Source organism: Cryobacterium sp. TMT1-62 (assembly GCF_004403145.1).
Classification (GTDB): domain Bacteria; phylum Actinomycetota; class Actinomycetes; order Actinomycetales; family Microbacteriaceae; genus Cryobacterium; species Cryobacterium sandaracinum.
The window spans coordinates 17,221-34,332 of record NZ_SOGZ01000036.1 but is presented as its reverse complement, the minus strand read 5'-3'; the positions used below and the strand labels follow the sequence as shown (position 1 = coordinate 34,332).

Below are 17,112 nucleotides of genomic sequence, written 5' to 3'. Positions count from 1 at the left end.
CCAATTCTAGACGGCCTCCGTCGCGTCGATGGCGGCCTGCTCCTGCTGACGCTCCCAGTCGTCCCGAACCAGGCGGTACCAGAGGAACACCGCGAAGCCGGCGAAGACTGCCCACTCGAGGGCGTAGAAGATGTTCAGCCAGTTGACCGATGCGTCGTTGCCGGGCACGGGCGAGTCGATCACGGTGAGGTTCGCGGCAGCATCCGTGTCGACGATGTAGCCGGCGTAGACGGACTGGTCGGTGAAGTCCGCCCACCGGTTGATCAGCGCGGCGGTGGAGACCGTGGTCTGGGTGCGCGGGTCGCTGTCCTCGTCCGGCACGACGGGAGCCTCGGAGGGAACGAAGCGGCCCGTCACGGTCTGCTGCTGCGCGGCGGCCTGCGCCGAGAGCGCCTCGATCGCCGACCTGGCCTCCTCCTCGGTGGCGGCCCAGCCGCGAGCCACGGCGATGGTGGAGACGGGCACGGATGCCGTTTCCACCGTCGACAAGCGGCTCACTACCCAGAAACCGCTGTCGCCCCCGTTGAGGCGTTCGCTGATCAGCACGTCGTCCCCCGGCACGAAGGAGCCGTCCACGGTGACCAGCTGGCCGGTCGCTGACTCGCGCGGCGGCCCGTCCGGCGACACCGCCTCGTGGAGCGGCTGCACGGTCTCGGTGCTGCGCTCCACGACTTCGCCGGACGCGATGGCGCGTTCGAGCTGCCACCGGCCGAGCAGGGCGAAGGCCGCGGCGATCGCGAGCGCCAGCAGCAGCGCGATCAGCCAGCGCGGCCGGAGCATGGTTGTGATCATGAGTAGTCCCCTGAAGCGGTGTCACGCGCCGGCTTGTCGACCGGGCCGGTTTCGGCCGAACGCCGGCCGGAGATGAAGTCGAGCATGGAGTCCGGGGCCGCGGACGCCGGTCCGTCGGCCGCGGCGGCATCTGCCTCCGAGTCGGCGGTCGCGTCGGCAGGTGCCATGGCCGACCCCGCGCCGGGTGCCGCGGCGGTCGGGCGCTGGCGGTGGTCGGCGAGGAGACGGTCGGCGGCGCGTTGGGCATCCGTGCCGGTGTCGGCGGCGGTGGCCGCCTCGACCAGGGCGATTTCCTCCGCCAGCATCACGTCGTGGGCGCGTTTCCGGGCCGGGACGGCTTTCCGGCGTCGCCGCAGGGCCGCGCCGATCTTCTCGGAGTTCGCCGCGAAGAGCGGCCCCAGGATCGCCATCGTGAGCACGTAGAGGCCGGCGAAGGGCTGCAGCCGCTGATCGAGACCCGCGGTCACCGACAGGGTTGCCAGGATCAGCGTGAACTCGCCGCGGTTGACGAAGATGGCCGCGGTGTTGAGTCCCTCCCGCGGGCCCATGCCGTGCAGTTTCGCCATCAGCATTCCGGAGATCAGGCTGAGCACGAAGGTCATGCCGACGGCCGCGAACACGATGGTGATCACCGATCCGAATTCGGCCACGTTCAGCGCGAGGCCGAAGTTGAGGAAGAAGAAAGCCCCGAACACGTCGCGCAGGGGTACGGCGACGCGCTCGATCCGGCCGCGGTACGTGCTCGCGCCGAGCACCACCCCGATCAGGAAGGCCCCGATCGCATCCGTCACGCCGATGATCTCACCGATCCCGGCAAAGAGCACGGCGAGCCCGAAGAAGAGGATGGTGAACAGTTCGTCGTCCTTGGTGCGCATCAGCCGGGAGACGACTTTGGCGCCCCAGCGGGCCACCGAGAACATCACGACGAGAAAGAGGAAGGCGATGCTCAGTTGCAGCACGATCGGCCAGGCCTCGGTCTTGCCGCTGAGCACGACGGAGACGATCGCCAGGTAGACCGCGATGAAGATGTCGCCGACGACGGTCACGCCGAGGATCATCGGAGTTTCCTTGTTGGCAAGCCGGCGCAGTTCGATCAGGAGCTTGGTGATGATGGCGCTCGAGGAGGTGCCGGTCATTCCGGCGATCACAAGGGCCTCCCGGCTGCCCCAGCCGACCATCAGGCCGAACGCGAAGCCGACTCCCATGTTGATCAGAACGTAGGAGCCGCCGGAAATCAGGAGTTTTCCGGCGTCGCCGAAGAACGCCTCCTGGTCGAATTCGAGGCCGAGGCTGAACAGGAGCAGGATCAGCCCGAAAATGGCGATCAGTTCGATGTCCGCCGACTGGAAGTCCAGCGGGAACCAGCCGGTGTTCGGGCTGGCCAGGAGCCCGACAATCATGTAGATGGGGATGGACGGCAGCCCGATCAGCTTTCCGGCACGACCGAGGAGATAGGCAACGACGAGCAGGATGCCAAGAGTGATGAGGTCTTCGCCGAGTTGCATGTTTAGCCCCCGGGCGGCGCGTCGACGGACTTGGCCTTAACCTCGCCGGTGCGGAAGAAGGCGAAGGCCTTCGCGACCTTCTCGGGCGAGCCGGCGACGACGAGCGTGTCGCCGGGGAAGACACGGAAGTCGTGGGCGGGCGCCGGGTTCGCGGACTCCCCGCGGACGACGGCCACGACCGTCAGACCGGCTATGCCGCGGTCGGCGGGGTTGCCGAGCGCCTGGCCGGCGATGTGGTCTTCGTAGTCGACGGTGAACCAGTCGATGCTGAGGCCGGGGATCTGGTCGAGCGCGGTGAGCGACTCGGTGATCTGGGTGCCGCCGAGGAGCTCGGCGAGTGTGTGCGCTTCGTCTTCGTTCAGCCGCAGGGACACCTTGGCGGCGTCGGGGCCGCCCTCGTCGTCCGCGAAGGTGATGAGGTCGCTGTGCCCCGAGCGGTGGGCGATGACGCCCACTTTGCCGCCGTCATCCGTGATGAAGGTGTGCAGCACTCCCACCCCGGGAAGTTTGACCCGCCGAACGTCAACCATGGTGCAACTCCTGAGGTTTGTGGGCAGTCAGCCCAGTCTACCGGAGCGAGTTTGCGTGCCTCCCGCCCGCTGTCGCGCCGCCAGCCCCGCGGCCCCGCGGCCCGCCGCCGCGCCGCCCACTGCTCTCACCAATTCGACGGAGATTTTGCTCTCGAAGGCGCTGTCGGGCGCTTTCTGCCCCGCACGGGCCAAAATCTCCGTCGAATTGGTACGGGCTGGGGCTGAGTGTCTGGCGGATGCCCGAACCACAAAGGCGCTGCGGCACATCCGCTCGGTGTTGCGGCTAACGCAGGAGATCCGTCCGGCCGGGCCCGGGCACCCGCACGAGTTCTGCTCTGGTCCGTGTCGGGCGGGCAGCCCAGGCGACGGATGTCCTGAGTTGGCCACACGCGTGCGCTCTGCCGGCCTAACCAATTCGACGGAGATTTTGCTCTGAACGGCGCTGTCGGGCATTTTTCAGGCCCCACAGGGCAGAATCTCCGTCGAATTCGTTCACGCACCGGCGGGGTGCGAGCGGACAAGCGGAGGCAGGGAGCGGACGCCGGGCGAGGGTGGCGGCAGGAGAGGCTCGCTCCTATTTCGTGGCGGCGATGTCCGGAGCCTCGAGCCGCACGCGGTCGGCGGACTCGTCGTCGGGCTGCTGCTGCGACGCGCGTTCCGCCGCCACCCGCTTGAGGTAGGTGCCCACTTCGCGCGTCTCCCGGGCTTCGTCCCAGCCGAGCACCCCGGCCATCAGCCGCGCGGCCACGGGCGCCGCCGAGACGCCGCGGTCCCAGGCCTCGATCGAGATGCGAGTGCGGCGAGCCAGCACGTCCTCGAGGTGCAGGGCGCCCATATGCGTGGCCGCGTACACAACCTCCGCCTCGATGTAGTCGTCGGCCCCCGGCAGCGGGTCCGCCAGTGACGGGGTCTTGCGGATCAGGTCGAGAAGCTCGTCGGTCAGGGTGCCGTAGCGGTTCAGCAGGTGCTCGACGCGGACGGTGTGCAGGCCGAACGCCCGCGCGATCCGGCCGCGCTTGTTCCAGGCGGCCTGGTAGCCCTCGGCGCCGAGCAGCGGGATCTCCGCCGTGGTGGAGGCCGGGACCCGTTCGTCGAAGGCGTCGACGGCCGCATCGATCGCATCCTTCGCCATCACCCGGTACGTGGTCCACTTTCCGCCCGCGATCACCACCAGGCCGGGCACGGAGTGTCCGACGAGGTGTTCGCGGGACAGCTTCGAGGTGCTCTCCGACTCCCCGGCCAGGAGCGGCCGCAGGCCGGCGTAGACTCCCTCGACGTCCTCCCGGGTCAGCGGCACCCGGAGCACGGCGTTCACGTGTTCGAGCAGGTAGTCGATGTCGGCGGCGGTGGCGGCCGGGTGCGCCTTGTCCAGATGCCAGTCCGTGTCGGTCGTGCCGATCAGCCAGTGTCGTCCCCAGGGGATCACGAACAGGACGCTCTTCTCGGTGCGCAGCAGCAGCCCCATGGCCGACTGGAACCGGTCCCGGGGCACGACCAGGTGGATGCCTTTCGACGCGCGCACCTTGAACGTGCCGCGTTCGCCGACCATGCGCTGCGTGTCGTCGGTCCAGACCCCGGTGGCGTTCACGACCTGCCGGGCCCGCACCTCGAACCGTTCATCGGTCTGCAGGTCGTGGGCGTGCACGCCGACCACCCGCTCACCCACCTTGATGAATCCTTCGACCCGCACCCGGCTGGCCGCGTGCGCCCCGTAGAACGACGCGGTGCGCACGAGCGAGGCCACGTAGAGCGCGTCGTCGACCTGCCCGTCGTAGTAGGTGATGCCGCCGACGATCGTGTCGGTGTTCAGGCTGGGCAGAAGCCCCTTCACCTGCCGCTTGGACAGGTGGCGGTGATGCGGCACACCGGGGGCGCGCCCGCCGGTATATGAAAACAGGTCGTAGAGGAGCATGCCGGCGCCCACGTAGAAGCGCTCGGTGACGCGCTTCCTGAGCGGGTACAGGAACCGCACCGGCTTCACCAGGTGCGGGGCGATGCGCTGCAGGAGCAGGCCACGCTCCGTCAGAGCCTCGCGCACCAACCGGAAGTCGGCCTGTTCCAGGTAGCGGATGCCGCCGTGCACCAGTTTGGACGACCGGCTCGACGTTCCCGACGCCCAGTCCCTGGCCTCGAGGATTCCCACGCTCAGGCCGCGGGTGACCGCGTCCAGGGCGGCTCCGGTGCCGACGATGCCGCCGCCGACCACGAGGATGTCGAGCTCTTTGCCCTTCAGCCGTTCGAGGGCCGCAGCTCGTTCCTCCGGACCCAGTTTCGTGGATCGCGACGCCGAATTACCTGGTGCCATGTGCTCACTCCCATTCCGGATGGTGTGGTGCTTACCTGACGCTAATTCATACCGACGCTAGTTCACTCGGTGCGGCGCGACAACCGTCTAATTCCCCCGGTACGGGGCGACGACCACCTCGACGCGCTGGAATTCCTTCAGGTCGGAGTAACCGGTGGTCGCCATCGACCGGCGCAGCGCGCCGACGAGGTTCGCGGTGCCGTCGGCGATCGGCGTCGGGCCATACAGAATGGTCTCGAGCGGCGCCAGGGCTCCCACCTCGACCCGCTTGCCGCGGGGCAGCTTCGAGTGGTGCACCTCGGCACCCCAGTGGAAGCCGCCGCCGGGGGCATCCGTCGCCCGGGCCAGCGCGGTGCCGAGCATGACGGCGTCGGCGCCGCAGGCGATGGCCTTGACGATGTCGCCGGAGGTGTTGAGGCCGCCGTCAGCGATGACGTGCACGTAGCGTCCACCGGACTCGTCCATGTAGTCCCGACGGGCACCGGCGACATCGGCCACGGCCGTGGCCATGGGCGCGTGGATGCCGAGGGAGGCGCGCGTGGTCGAGGCCGCGCCGCCGCCGAATCCGACGAGCACGCCGGCCGCACCCGTGCGCATGAGGTGCAGGGCCGCGGTGTAGGTCGCCGCCCCGCCCACGATCACGGGTACGTCGAGTTCGTAGATGAACTTCTTGAGGTTGAGGGGTTCCTGGTTCTGCGAGACGTGCTCGGCAGAAACGGTGGTTCCGCGGATGACGAACAGGTCGACGCCGGCGGCGACGACGGTCTCGTACAATTCCTGCGTGCGCTGCGGCGACAGGGCGCCGGCCACAGTCACGCCGGCCGCGCGGATCTCCGCGAGGCGGGCGGTGACGAGCTCAGGCTTGATCGGCTCGGAGTACATCTCCTGCATGCGCGCGGTGGCCCGGTCGGCGGGCAGCTCGCGGATCTCGGCGAGGAGCGGCTCGGGGTTGTCATAGCGGGTCCAGAGGCCCTCGAGGTCGAGCACGCCGACGCCGCCGAGCTGACCCATCATGATGGCCGTCTGCGGGGAGACCACGGAGTCCATCGGCGCCGCGAGGAACGGGATCGAGAATTGATACGCGTCGATGGTCCAGTCGACCGACACATCCTCCGGGTCGCGGGTGCGCCGGCTGGGCACAATCGCGATGTCGTCGAAGGCGTACACGCGGCGGGCGCGCTTGGAGCGGCCGATCTCGATTTCCATGATTTCAGTTTAGGTGCCGCGGCGCTCCTCGACGACGGATGCCGCGGGGTGCATCCTGAGGTGATGGACGTCACCGCCGACCCTCTGTCCTTCCTGCGCGAGCGCACCAGCATGAAATGGCGCAGTTTTCCCGCCGATGTGCTGCCGCTCTTCGTCGCCGAGTCCGACTTTCCGCTCGCCGAACCTATCCGGGACGCGTTGACAGCGGCGGTGCGGCGCAGCGACACCGGGTATGTCGCACCGGTCAACGGGCTTGGCGCGGCCTTCGCGGGGTTCGCCGGTCGCCGCTGGGGCTGGCAGGTCGACCCGGAGCAGGTGACCACCACGACGGATGTCAGCGTGGCCATCGTGGAGACCCTGCGAATGCTGATCAGGCCCGGCGACCGGGTTGTGATCACTCCCCCGGTCTACCCGCCGTTCTTCGACCTCGTGCCCGAGGCCGGCGGGGTGCCGCACGCCGTGCCACTCCTCGCCGGTCAGACCGGCTGGACCCTCGACCTGGACGGCCTCGAGCGCGCCTTCCGATCGGGCGTGCGCTGCGTGCTGCTCTGCAACCCGCACAACCCGATCGGGCATCCGCACACCGTCCAGGACCTTACGGCGCTGTCCGAGCTCGCCGCCCACTACGGCGTCACGGTCGTCAGCGACGAGGTCCACGCCCCGCTGACCTACACCGACGCCGCTTTCACGCCCTACCTCACGGTCTCCACCGAGGCCGCCGACCACGGCGTCTGCGTGACGAGCGCGAGCAAGGCCTGGAACCTGGCCGGCCTCAAATGCGCGCTTCTCGTCACCGCCGGCGAACGGATGCGCGCCGAGCTCGCCGCCCTGCCCCAGGAGGTGTCCTGGCGCACAAGCCAGTTCGGGCTGATCGCCGGCATCGCGGCGTTCCGCGACGGGGAGCCGTGGCTGGACGGGGTGATCGCGGCCCTCGACGACAATCGGCACGAGCTCGCCGCGCTGCTCGACGCGCAACTGCCCGGGGTCGGCTACCGGCAGCCAGGGGCCGGCTACCTGGCCTGGCTTGACCTGCGGAGCCTCGGCTGGGGTGACGACCCGGCGCTGGTCGCACTCGAGCAGGCCCGGGTCGCGCTCAGCCCCGGCCCGATGTTCGGCGAACCGGGCCGGGGCTTCGCGCGTCTCAACTTCGGGTGTTCACCTGAGGTGCTCGCGGAAGCGGTCTCCCGGCTGGCCGCGGCCGCCTAGTCGCCCTCGAGTACTGTCAGCGGCGGTAGTTGGGCGCCTCGACCACGATCTGCACGTCGTGCGGGTGCGACTCCTTGAGCCCGGCGGACGTGATCCGTACGAACTTACCCTTCTGTTTGAGCTCGTCGATCGTGCGCGCGCCCACGTAGAACATGGACTGGCGCAGGCCGCCGATCAGCTGGTAGGCCACGGCGGACACCGGTCCGCGATACGGGACCTGGCCCTCGATGCCTTCCGGGATGAGTTTGTCGTCGGAGGGGACATCCGACTGGAAGTAGCGGTCCTTGGAGTAGGAGGTCTTCGTGCCGCGGCTCTGCAGCGCGCCGAGCGAGCCCATGCCGCGGTAGGTCTTGAACTGCTTGCCGTTGACGAAGACAAGCTCGCCGGGGCTCTCGTCACAGCCGGCGAGCAGGGAGCCGAGCATGACGGTGTCCGCGCCGGCGACCAGTGCCTTGGCGATGTCGCCGGAATACTGCAGCCCGCCGTCGGCGATGACCGGGATGCCGGTCTCCCGGGCCGCGAGCGACGCCTGGTAGACGGCGGTGATCTGCGGCACGCCGACGCCGGCGACGATGCGGGTGGTGCAGATCGAGCCGGGGCCGACCCCGACCTTGATCGCGTCGACGCCGGCGTCGATGAGGGCCTGGGCGCCGGAGCGGGTGGCCACGTTGCCGCCGATCACGTCGACCCCCTCGAAGGCAGGGTCGGACTTCAGGCGACGGATGATCTCGAGCACCCCGGCGCTGTCGCCGTTGGCGGTGTCGACCACGAGCACGTCGACGCCTGCCTCGAGAAGTGCGGTGGCGCGCTGCCAGGCGTCGCCGAAGAAGCCGATGGCCGCGCCGACGCGCAGTCGTCCGGCATCGTCCTTGGTGGCGAAGGGGTATTCCTCGCTCTTGTCGAAGTCCTTGACCGTGATCAGGCCCGTCAGGCGGCCGTGGTCGTCGACGAGGGGAAGCTTCTCGATCTTGTGGGTGGCGAAGATGGCGACGGCGTCCATCGGGGCCATGCCGACCTTGCCCGTGATCAGCGGTGCCGTCGTCATCACCTCGCGCACCCGGGTCGTGTGCTTTTTGGTGGTGGAGACGAACCGCATGTCCCGGTTTGTGATGATGCCCACGAGCACGCCGTCGGCGTCGACGACGGGAAGACCGCTGATCCGGTACTGCCCGCAGAGGGCGTCGACCTCCGCAACGGTGGCGTCGGGCGAAGTTGTTACCGGATTGGTAATCATGCCGGATTCGCTGCGTTTGACGAGGTCGACCTGCTCGGCCTGGTCCGCGATCGAGAGGTTGCGGTGCAGCACGCCGAGGCCACCCTCACGGGCCATCGCGATGGCCATCCGGGTCTCGGTGACGGTGTCCATCGCGCTGGACAGCAGCGGCGTGGCCACGCTGATCCGGCGCGTCAACCGAGACATTGTCCCGGCTTCACTGGGAATGACGTCGGTGTGCCCCGGAAGAAGAAGGACGTCGTCGTACGTAAGCCCGGTGAAACCGAACGGATCTGGCTGATCCATGAAACCCCTTTTAACAATGCAGGAAAGTGGAGAAAACGCGGCCATCCAACTCGATTACCGGCTTCTCAATGTTAAGCGACGTTGCGCTCTGCGCATTCCTCAGCAGAGAATCTAGGGAGTGTCGGCCGTCGTCGGAACATATGCGACATAATCTTCACTTACTGTCAACAAAGATGTTGGTAGGTGAGACCCGGGGCACGCTCGGTCACAGACCCAACGGTGCCGCCATGGAGGTGCAGTGAATTCCCCTGAAGCTGTTCGCAGATTCTCACCCAGAATGCTGGTGATCTTTTTCGGCCTGCTCTTCGCAGCCCTGACTATGTCCACATTCGCCACCGTCTCGGCCAGTCCGGCTCATGCCGACGAGGTCGGAACCGATGAGTACGAGTTCGTACTCACCGGCAATGTGCAGTTCGACCAGAAACCGCTCGACAATGTGCTGATCACCGTCGAGGGGGCCGGCTATGAAGCATCCGTGGAAACGGGTGCCGACGGCAAGTGGAAGGTCGGCGTGCCCGAGAAGGCCGCCTACACCGTCACCCTCGATGAGGAGACCCTCCCCGAGGGCGTCGTCGTCGCTAAGGGCGGCAGCGTGATCGAGGCGGAATTCGCGCTCACGAAGGTGAAGTCGGTCAACTTCTTCCTCGGTGAGGGCACGCGCACGACGGTGAGCTTCTTTGACCAGTTCATCAATCGGTTCGTCAACGGGCTGAACTTCGGTCTGCTCCTGGCCCTCGCCGCGATCGGGCTGTCCCTGATCTTCGGCACCACCGGGCTGAGCAACTTCGCGCATGCGGAGATGATCACCTTCGGCGCGCTGATGTCCCTCCTCTTCTCGGTCACGCTCGGCCTGCCGATCTGGCTGGCGATCATCATCGCCGTCGCGCTGAGCGCGGGCTTCGGCTGGAGCCTGGACGCGGTGATCTGGAAGCCGCTGCGCCGCAAGGGCGTCGGTCTGATCCCACTGATGATCGTGAGCATCGGCCTCTCGCTCGCCCTGCGCTACCTGTTCCAGATCTTCGTCGGCGGCGGAACGAGCCAGCTTCCGGGATCCGGCCTCGCCGACATGCAGCTGGGTCCGATCCGGCTCTCGATGATCGACGTGGCCAGCATGGGCATCAGCATCGTGGTGCTGTTGGCCGTTTCCTACTTCCTGTTGCGCACCCGCATCGGCAAGGCCACCCGCGCGGTCTCCGACAATCCCAGCCTGGCCTCGGCCAGCGGGATCGACGTCGACGGCGTCATCCGGATCGTCTGGGTGCTCGGTGGGGCCCTCGCCGGCCTCAGCGGAATTCTGTGGGCCTACTTCCGCCCGGGCGTCAGCTGGGATATGGGTTTCCAGATCCTGCTGCTCGTCTTCGCGGCCGTGACCCTCGGCGGTCTCGGCACCGCTTTCGGCGCCCTGATCGGTTCGATCATCGTCGGCCTGTTCGTCGAACTGTCGACGCTGTTGCTTCCCTCCGACCTTAAATACGTCGGTGCACTTGTCGTGTTGATCCTGGTGCTGCTGCTTCGGCCGCAAGGCATCCTGGGTCGCAAAGAGAGAATTGGCTAGAAGGGCATCCGATGATCGACTGGGGAGCAATCTTTAGCAACGCAGCCGTCGAGCTGATCAGCCCGACCACCGCCGCCTACGCCCTCGCGGCTCTCGGGCTGGCGATCCACTTCGGATACACCGGCCTCCTGAACTTCGGCCAGGCCGGCTTCATGGCCCTCGGAGCCTACGGGTTCGCCATCTCCACCCTCAGCTTCGGTTTCCCCGTCTGGGGTGCCGTGCTGGTGGGGGTCGGCGCATCCGTCGTTTTCGCCCTGGTCCTGGGCATCCCGACGCTCCGCCTGCGCGCGGACTACCTCGCGATCGTGACGATCGCGGCGGCCGAGATCGTGCGCCTCCTGTTCACGACGAACACGTTCCAGTCCATCACGGGTTCCGCGAACGGCCTGAGCGGCTACAAGGGCGGTTTCGCCGGCCTCAACCCGATCCCGGAGGGGCGCTACGGCTTCGGCCCCTTCGAGTACAACGAGTACGACTGGTGGCTGCGCATCGTGGCCTGGTCGATCGTGGCCCTCGCCTGCCTGTTCACCTGGCAGATCATGCGCAGCCCGTGGGGTCGCGTGATCAAGGGAATCCGTGAAGACGAGGATGCTGTGCGCGCGCTCGGCAAGAACGTCTACTCCTACAAGATGCAGTCTCTGATTCTCGGTGGCGTGTTCGGCACGATCGCCGGAATGATCTTTGTGCTTCCCCGTGCGGTGGTGCCCTCGAATTATCAGACGTCCCTGACGTTCTTCATCTACGCGATCCTCCTGCTCGGCGGCGCGTCGACGATTCTCGGGCCGGTCATCGGCTCGATGGTCTTCTGGGTTCTGCTCTCCTTCTTCTCCGGGTTCATCGCCCGAGCGGTGGAGGCAGGCTGGATCCCTTTCATCACCAGCATTCAGGCCGGCCAGCTGCGCTTCATCCTGGTCGGAGTGGCGATCATGCTTATAGTCATCTTCAGACCGCAAGGCATCTTCGGAAACAAGAAGGAGTTGGCCTTTGTCAAATAACACCGTTCCCAGCAACAAGCCGGTCAAGTCGACCGACCTGCACATCGGCGAGGCCGAACCGGGCTGCAAGAAGCGCGACCCGATCCTGGTTGCCGACGGCGTGAGTCGAACCTTCGGCGGTCTCAAGGCCGTCGACGTCGACCACGTCGAGATCCCGCGCGGCGCCATCACGGCGCTGATCGGGCCCAACGGAGCCGGCAAGACCACCCTGTTCAACCTGCTGACGGGCTTCGACAAGCCTGACACCGGGTCGTGGACCTTCGAGGGTCGCCCCCTGTCGGGGATGCCCGCGTTCAAGGTGGCCCGGATGGGCCAGGTGCGCACTTTCCAGCTCACCAAGGCGCTCGGCCTGCTGACCGTCATGGACAACATGCTGCTCGGCGCCAAGGGCCAGGCCGGCGAGAACCTGTTCCGGGCGATCTTCCCCTTCTTCTGGGCCAAACAGGAGGAGGCGAACAGGGTGCAGGCCCTCGATATCCTCGAACGGTTCAAGCTCGACACCAAGAAGGATGACTACGCCGCAAGCCTCTCCGGCGGGCAGCGCAAGCTGCTCGAGATGGCACGGGCGCTGATGAGCGAGCCGAGCCTGGTGATGCTCGACGAGCCGATGGCCGGGGTGAACCCGGCACTGACGCAGTCGCTACTGGACCACATCCTCAACCTGAAGGCGGAGGGCATGACGGTTCTGTTCGTCGAACACGACATGCATATGGTGCGCCACATCGCCGACTGGGTCATCGTGATGGCCGAAGGCCGCGTGGTCGCCGAGGGCGACCCGCACGAGGTGATGCGTAACCCCGCCGTGATCGACGCCTACCTGGGTCAGCACCACGACGAGGACCTCGGCGAGGATCCGGCCGCCGAAACAGAACATGTGGAAGCCATTAAGGAGTTGCTCGATTGACGAACACCAGCCCCGCCGCCGCGCCGGCTTACACGCCCACCGGGCAGCCCGTCGTCGAGGTCAAGACGGTGACGGCCGGCTACCTGCCGGGCGTCAACATCCTCAACGCCTGCTCCCTGACCGCCTACGACGGCGAGCTGATCGGGATCATCGGCCCGAACGGCGCCGGCAAGTCCACGCTGCTCAAGTCGATCTTCGGCCAGGTCAAGGTCCGGGAGGGTGAGATCCTGCTTCGCGGCGAGAACATCACCAACCTCAAGGCGAACAAGCTCGTGGCCAAGGGCGTCGGTTTCGTGCCCCAGACGAACAACGTCTTCCCCACGCTCACGATCCAGGAAAACCTGGAGATGGGCATGTTCCTGAAGCCGAAAGGCCTGACCGAACGCCTCGAGTTCGTCACGGAGATCTTCCCGGAGCTCGGGAAGCGTCTGCAGCAGCGCGCCGGATCGCTGTCCGGCGGGGAACGCCAGATGGTGGCCATGTCGCGGGCGCTGATGATGGGCCCGCACGTACTGCTGCTCGACGAGCCGAGCGCAGGCCTCTCCCCCGTGCGCCAGGACGAGGCGTTCCTGCGTGTCAAGGAGATCAACAAGGCCGGCGTGACCACGATCATGGTGGAGCAGAATGCGCGCCGGTGCCTGCAGATCTGCGACCGCGGTTACGTGCTCGACCAGGGCCGTGACGCCTACACGGGCACCGGCCGCGAGCTGCTGAACGATCCCAAGGTGATCGGCCTCTACCTCGGCACCCTCGGCCAGGACGACTAGCCGGAGCCGCCAGCACCGACTGCACGCCCCGCACGACGAAGCGGCGCCCGAGATCTTCGGGCGCCGCTTCCGTGTGTCCGGTGCTCCGTGTCCGGTGACGCCGATCGTGTCCGGGAGAGGGGCGTCACCGGGTGACGGCCGTCACCGGGCGCACGAAGAAGGGCCCCGACCGAAGTCGGGGCCCTTCCAGATCGAATGCCGGTCAGCGACGAATCGTGACTAGTTGATGCGCTTGTACGTGTTGTCTTCGAGGTACTCGTAGACGCCGATGGTTGCCTCGGTCGGGTCGCCGTTCTCATCGAACGTGACCGGGCCGGAGAAGCCCTCGTAGTCGACCTGGTCGCCGGCCGCGAGGGCTTTAGCCGCCGCGGTGAAGTCGGAGACCGTGGTGCCGTCGCCGGTTCCCCCAGAGACCTGGCGGAGGTGCTTGGAGATGGCCTCACCCGAGACGTCGTTGGCCGCGTAGGCGGCCAGCGCGACGAGCATGACGGCGTCGTAAGATTCTGCCGCGTAGCTGAAGTCGGTCAGGGTGGGGTCGATCTCCTTGAGACGATCGGTGAAGTCGCCGAGGGTTCCTACGTCGAGGCCGGGCAGCGTGCCCTTGGCACCGGTGATGATGCCGGCGTCGAAGTCCTTGCTGTAGTCGGACAGGTTGCCGTCCACGAAGTACAGGTTGCCACCGGGGAAGCCGGAGCCGACCAGTGCGGGGGTGATGACCTTGGCCTGGTCGAACGTGATCAGGGCGATCGCGTCGGGGTTGGCGGCGGTCACTTCGGAGATCTGAGCGGCGAAGTTGGAGTCACCCTCGTTGAACAGGGACGTGGCGACAACCTCGCCGCCCGCAGCCTCGAAGGCGGTCGTCGTGGACTCGGCCAGGCCGGTGCCGTAAGAGTCGTTGAGCACGATCAGGCCGAGGGTGCTGTTGCCGTCGTCGGCGATCTGGGTGCCCAGGACTTCACCCTGCAGCAGGTCGGACGGCGCGGTGCGCCAGTAGAGGTCCTTGTCGGCGTACTTCGTGAAGTCCGCCGAGGTGTTGGCCGGGGAGAACTGCACGACGCCCGCGCCGGTGATCTGGTCGATCACGGTCTTGGAGACGCCGGAGGATGCCGCGCCGATGATGGCGGAAACCTTCTGCGAGAGAAGGTCGGTCACCGAACCGGTCGCGGTGTCCGTCGTGGTGTCGCCGGAGTCACGGAAGATGGCCTCAACGGTCAATCCGAGGTTCGCGTCGTTGATGTCCTTGACGGCCAGGGCGACGCCGGCTTCTTCGGGCGGGCCGAGGAAGGCCAGGGCGCCACTCTGGGGAAGGATGGTGCCGACCTTCAGGGTCAGGTCACGGTCGCCGGCCGTGATGGCCTGGGCGTCTCCGCTCGCGGCGGGGGCTTCCGATGCAGCCGGCTCAGTGGTGTTGCTGCTGCAGCCGGTGAGCAGAAGTGCACTGACGCCGACCAAGGCGACTCCAGTGACGACTGCCCGAACTGAGCGGGAGGCCGAGGCCTTCGCGAATACGCTCATGTTGCTCCTTGGGACTAGGAATGAGAAATGACAGCGGTCGATTGACTGCCGTTCTGTCACATTATTGACAGGAATCGCGCGAAACAAGGCAACCGGGTTACATCCGTGTAACGCAGACCAAATCGTTACGATCGGCGGCCGGTGACGCCCTGATAAGCGATCTGTTGCGCATCGGCCAGCGCGGCCGCACATTCTCCCCAGGATGCGCAGGCGAACGCCCCGGTACTGACCTGGTCGAGAGCGGGCCTGATCGACGCCGCACCGTCGTCTCCGGCCCGTGCTGCGGCCAGGGCGCTCAAGACGACTCCGTCATAGGCTTCACCGCCGCCGGCAGTGTCGACCAGCCCTGGATCGAGGGTGCGCAGGCGCGCTGCGAAGCCGTCACTGGCGGCCAGCGGCGTGCCTCCGTTCGCGAAGTCGCCGAGCCACAGCAGTACCACCGGCGGCGCCGCGACGGCGGCCGCCAGATCGCCCGGCATCGGAACGGTGGCGTCCCACAGCACGACGTCGACGCCACGAGCCAACAAGTCGGTCAGCGACGTCGCCGGGTCGACGGCGGAGTCGCGGTGGATGATCTCGATCGGAGTCCCGAGAATTCGGCCCTGCTCGGTGATCTCCCGGGCGGCCAGTTCGGAGCCGGCCACCTGTGCCGCACCACTGGCCGCCGCCGGGCCCGTCATGGGGAACAGAGTTCCGAGGCGCACGGTCCCGTCACCGGACGGAGCCACCACGACGGACGCGGCGGCAGCGGGCTCGACTGAGGGCGGCGCGACCTCAGCCCTACATCCGGACAGCAGGAGCACGCAGGCCAGCGCCCCGACGAGGATGACGGGCAGGGAAGTCGACGCAGTGCGCATCCGGTGTCCTTTCACATACGAGGTGCGTCCCCGAGCGTAGCGGGGCTCAGACCGGTTCAAGGGACGCACGCCGGGGCGCGCGTCCGGTGAGGACCATGTCGGTCGTGAGAACGACCAGCGCCACCCAGACCAGTGCGAAACCGACCCAGCGCTCGGGCGGCATGGGCTCGAGCAGCACGAAGACGCCGACCAGGAACTGCAGGATCGGAGCGAAGTACTGGATCAGACCCATGTATGTCAGAGGCAGGCGCCGGGCCGCGGCGGCGAAGAACAACAGCGGCACAGCGGTCACAACACCTGCTGCCAGCAGCCCCACGGTATGCCAGATGGACACGCTTCCGAAGGTGAGACCGGAGACAGAGGCCACCACGATCAGCTGCACCACGGCGATGGGTGCGAGCCAGACCGTTTCGAGGGTGAGTCCGGCGACGGCATCGACGTCGCGGCCGACCCTTTTCTTGATCAATCCGTAGAATCCGAACGAGAACGCGAGGATGAGCGACACCCACGGCAGCGAGCCGTAGCCGACGGTGAGCACGACGACGGCCCCGAGGCTGATTCCCACGGCCACCCACTGCAGCAGGCGCAGCCTCTCGCGCAGCAGAATGACGCCGAGGAACACGGTCACGATCGGGTTGATGAAGTAGCCGAGGGCTGCCTCGACCACGTGGCCGCTGAGGGCGGCGAAGACGTAGGTCTGCCAGTTGACGAAGATCAGCAGGCCGGCCAGACCCATGGTGAACACGATTCGAGGCCTCCGCAGCAGCGCGAGGAAGGACTTCCACTTGCGCGTGACCGTGATCAGCAGTGCGCAGAACACCAGGGAGAAGAGAACCCGCCAGGCCACGATCTCGAAGGCACCACTGGGCGCGAGGAGCAGAAAGTAGAGCGGCAGCGTGCCCCAGAGGGTGTAGGCGAGGACCGCGTAGATCAGTCCCTTGCTCTGCTCCGACCGCGCCGGGCGGGCCGCGCGGATTTTCCCGGGTGGAAGAGGGTCTTGCGCCACAGCGGACCTTTCTTAACGACGAATCCCGGATGGCCAGGGCCATCCGGGATTCTACCGTTGCGTGGGTGTGGCTAGCGAACGACGACTGCGAGCACGTCGCGGGCCGACAGGACGAGGAGGTCCTCACCACCGAACTTGACTTCGGTTCCACCGTACTTGGAGTAGATCACCTTGTCGCCGACGGCGACGTCGAGTGGAATGCGGTTGCCGTTGTCGTCAATGCGGCCGGGGCCGACTGCGACAACTTCGCCCTCCTGGGGCTTTTCCTTGGCGGTGTCAGGAATGACCAGACCTGATGCGGTGGTCTGCTCTGCGTCGACCTGCTTGATGACGATGCGATCCTCGAGCGGCTTGATGGAGACCGACACGGTTGACCTCTTTCTTAGCTAAGACATAGTTAGCAGACTCACAGCGAGAGTGCCAAGACGAGTTTAGGGCGCATCTGGCACT

15 protein-coding genes are annotated in these 17,112 nt (G+C 66.9%); 5 read left to right on the top strand and 10 right to left on the bottom strand.

Annotated elements, in window-relative coordinates; translation table 11 throughout:
* Positions 1-6: 6 nt before the first annotated feature.
* From E3T34_RS10825 to E3T34_RS10805, 5 genes are all read right to left on the bottom strand, one after another.
* The gene (locus E3T34_RS10825) at positions 7-792 is read right to left on the bottom strand and encodes an SURF1 family protein (protein WP_104100914.1); all 786 of its coding nucleotides are present in this window, start codon (positions 790-792) and stop codon (positions 7-9) included.
* Entirely contained in the window at positions 789-2,297 is a 1,509-nt protein-coding gene (locus tag E3T34_RS10820; RefSeq protein WP_134342980.1) for a cation:proton antiporter, read from the bottom strand. The genes E3T34_RS10825 and E3T34_RS10820 overlap by 4 nt, the downstream gene beginning before the upstream one ends.
* Before the next feature lie 2 nt (positions 2,298-2,299).
* On the bottom strand, positions 2,300-2,827 hold the full coding sequence (locus tag E3T34_RS10815) for a cation:proton antiporter regulatory subunit (protein WP_104100916.1): 528 nt from the start codon (positions 2,825-2,827) through the stop codon (positions 2,300-2,302).
* Positions 2,828-3,401: 574 nt separating this feature from the next.
* Positions 3,402-5,132, bottom strand: coding sequence for a glycerol-3-phosphate dehydrogenase/oxidase (locus tag E3T34_RS10810; RefSeq protein ID WP_134342979.1), 1,731 nt, complete (start codon positions 5,130-5,132; stop codon positions 3,402-3,404).
* 87 nt (positions 5,133-5,219) lie between these two features.
* A complete protein-coding gene (locus tag E3T34_RS10805; RefSeq protein ID WP_104100918.1) occupies positions 5,220-6,338 on the bottom strand; it encodes a GuaB3 family IMP dehydrogenase-related protein in 1,119 nt (372 codons plus the stop codon).
* A 63-nt stretch (positions 6,339-6,401) separates the two neighbouring features.
* On the opposite strand from E3T34_RS10805, the gene E3T34_RS10800 reads away from it, so the two are divergent.
* On the top strand, positions 6,402-7,544 hold the full coding sequence (locus tag E3T34_RS10800) for a MalY/PatB family protein (RefSeq protein WP_134342992.1): 1,143 nt from the start codon (positions 6,402-6,404) through the stop codon (positions 7,542-7,544).
* Positions 7,545-7,560: 16 nt separating this feature from the next.
* Here the strand turns inward: E3T34_RS10800 and guaB are convergent, their stop codons facing one another.
* A complete protein-coding gene (gene guaB, locus E3T34_RS10795) occupies positions 7,561-9,063 on the bottom strand; it encodes an IMP dehydrogenase (protein ID WP_134342978.1) in 1,503 nt (500 codons plus the stop codon).
* 277 nt (positions 9,064-9,340) lie between these two features.
* On the opposite strand from guaB, the gene E3T34_RS10790 reads away from it, so the two are divergent.
* Genes E3T34_RS10790 through E3T34_RS10775 form a run of 4 tightly spaced genes read left to right on the top strand, consistent with a single transcriptional unit; the run spans position 9,341 to position 13,284 of the window.
* The gene (locus E3T34_RS10790) at positions 9,341-10,618 is read left to right on the top strand and encodes a branched-chain amino acid ABC transporter permease (RefSeq protein ID WP_104100921.1); all 1,278 of its coding nucleotides are present in this window, start codon (positions 9,341-9,343) and stop codon (positions 10,616-10,618) included.
* A 14-nt stretch (positions 10,619-10,632) separates the two neighbouring features.
* Positions 10,633-11,613, top strand: coding sequence for a branched-chain amino acid ABC transporter permease (locus E3T34_RS10785; protein ID WP_104101024.1), 981 nt, complete (start codon positions 10,633-10,635; stop codon positions 11,611-11,613).
* Positions 11,603-12,517 carry an ABC transporter ATP-binding protein gene (locus E3T34_RS10780; RefSeq protein WP_104194003.1) on the top strand — a complete coding sequence of 305 codons (915 nt, stop codon included), beginning with the start codon at positions 11,603-11,605 and terminating at the stop codon, positions 12,515-12,517. The genes E3T34_RS10785 and E3T34_RS10780 overlap by 11 nt, the downstream gene beginning before the upstream one ends.
* Positions 12,514-13,284, top strand: a complete 771-nt coding sequence (locus E3T34_RS10775; RefSeq protein ID WP_104171787.1) for an ABC transporter ATP-binding protein — start codon at positions 12,514-12,516, stop codon at positions 13,282-13,284. Before E3T34_RS10780 ends, E3T34_RS10775 begins: the two co-directional genes overlap by 4 nt.
* 219 nt (positions 13,285-13,503) lie before the next feature.
* On the opposite strand, the gene E3T34_RS10770 is transcribed toward E3T34_RS10775, so the two are convergent.
* The 4 genes from E3T34_RS10770 to groES all read right to left on the bottom strand — a co-directional run bounded on the left by E3T34_RS10770 (position 13,504) and on the right by groES (position 17,030).
* On the bottom strand, positions 13,504-14,799 hold the full coding sequence (locus E3T34_RS10770; RefSeq protein ID WP_104100924.1) for an ABC transporter substrate-binding protein: 1,296 nt from the start codon (positions 14,797-14,799) through the stop codon (positions 13,504-13,506).
* 125 nt (positions 14,800-14,924) lie between these two features.
* The gene (locus tag E3T34_RS10765) at positions 14,925-15,656 is read right to left on the bottom strand and encodes an ABC transporter substrate-binding protein (RefSeq protein ID WP_134342977.1); all 732 of its coding nucleotides are present in this window, start codon (positions 15,654-15,656) and stop codon (positions 14,925-14,927) included.
* 46 nt (positions 15,657-15,702) lie between these two features.
* On the bottom strand, positions 15,703-16,632 hold the full coding sequence (gene rarD, locus E3T34_RS10760; RefSeq protein WP_134342991.1) for an EamA family transporter RarD: 930 nt from the start codon (positions 16,630-16,632) through the stop codon (positions 15,703-15,705).
* A gap of 101 nt (positions 16,633-16,733) precedes the next feature.
* Positions 16,734-17,030, bottom strand: a complete 297-nt coding sequence (gene groES, locus E3T34_RS10755) for a co-chaperone GroES (RefSeq protein WP_066597535.1) — start codon at positions 17,028-17,030, stop codon at positions 16,734-16,736.
* Positions 17,031-17,112: the final 82 nt, after the last annotated feature.

Coding starts and splice junctions, on each gene's coding strand:
- E3T34_RS10820 (WP_134342980.1), bottom strand. CDS start 2,297: ATGCAACTCGGCGAAGACCTCATCACTCTTGGCATCCTGCTCGTCGTT.
- E3T34_RS10810 (WP_134342979.1), bottom strand. CDS start 5,132: ATGGCACCAGGTAATTCGGCGTCGCGATCCACGAAACTGGGTCCGGAG.
- E3T34_RS10825 (WP_104100914.1), bottom strand. CDS start 792: ATGATCACAACCATGCTCCGGCCGCGCTGGCTGATCGCGCTGCTGCTG.
- E3T34_RS10805 (WP_104100918.1), bottom strand. CDS start 6,338: ATGGAAATCGAGATCGGCCGCTCCAAGCGCGCCCGCCGCGTGTACGCC.
- E3T34_RS10765 (WP_134342977.1), bottom strand. CDS start 15,656: ATGCGCACTGCGTCGACTTCCCTGCCCGTCATCCTCGTCGGGGCGCTG.
- E3T34_RS10770 (WP_104100924.1), bottom strand. CDS start 14,799: ATGAGCGTATTCGCGAAGGCCTCGGCCTCCCGCTCAGTTCGGGCAGTC.
- guaB (WP_134342978.1), bottom strand. CDS start 9,063: ATGGATCAGCCAGATCCGTTCGGTTTCACCGGGCTTACGTACGACGAC.
- E3T34_RS10800 (WP_134342992.1), top strand. CDS start 6,402: ATGGACGTCACCGCCGACCCTCTGTCCTTCCTGCGCGAGCGCACCAGC.
- E3T34_RS10790 (WP_104100921.1), top strand. CDS start 9,341: ATGCTGGTGATCTTTTTCGGCCTGCTCTTCGCAGCCCTGACTATGTCC.
- E3T34_RS10815 (WP_104100916.1), bottom strand. CDS start 2,827: ATGGTTGACGTTCGGCGGGTCAAACTTCCCGGGGTGGGAGTGCTGCAC.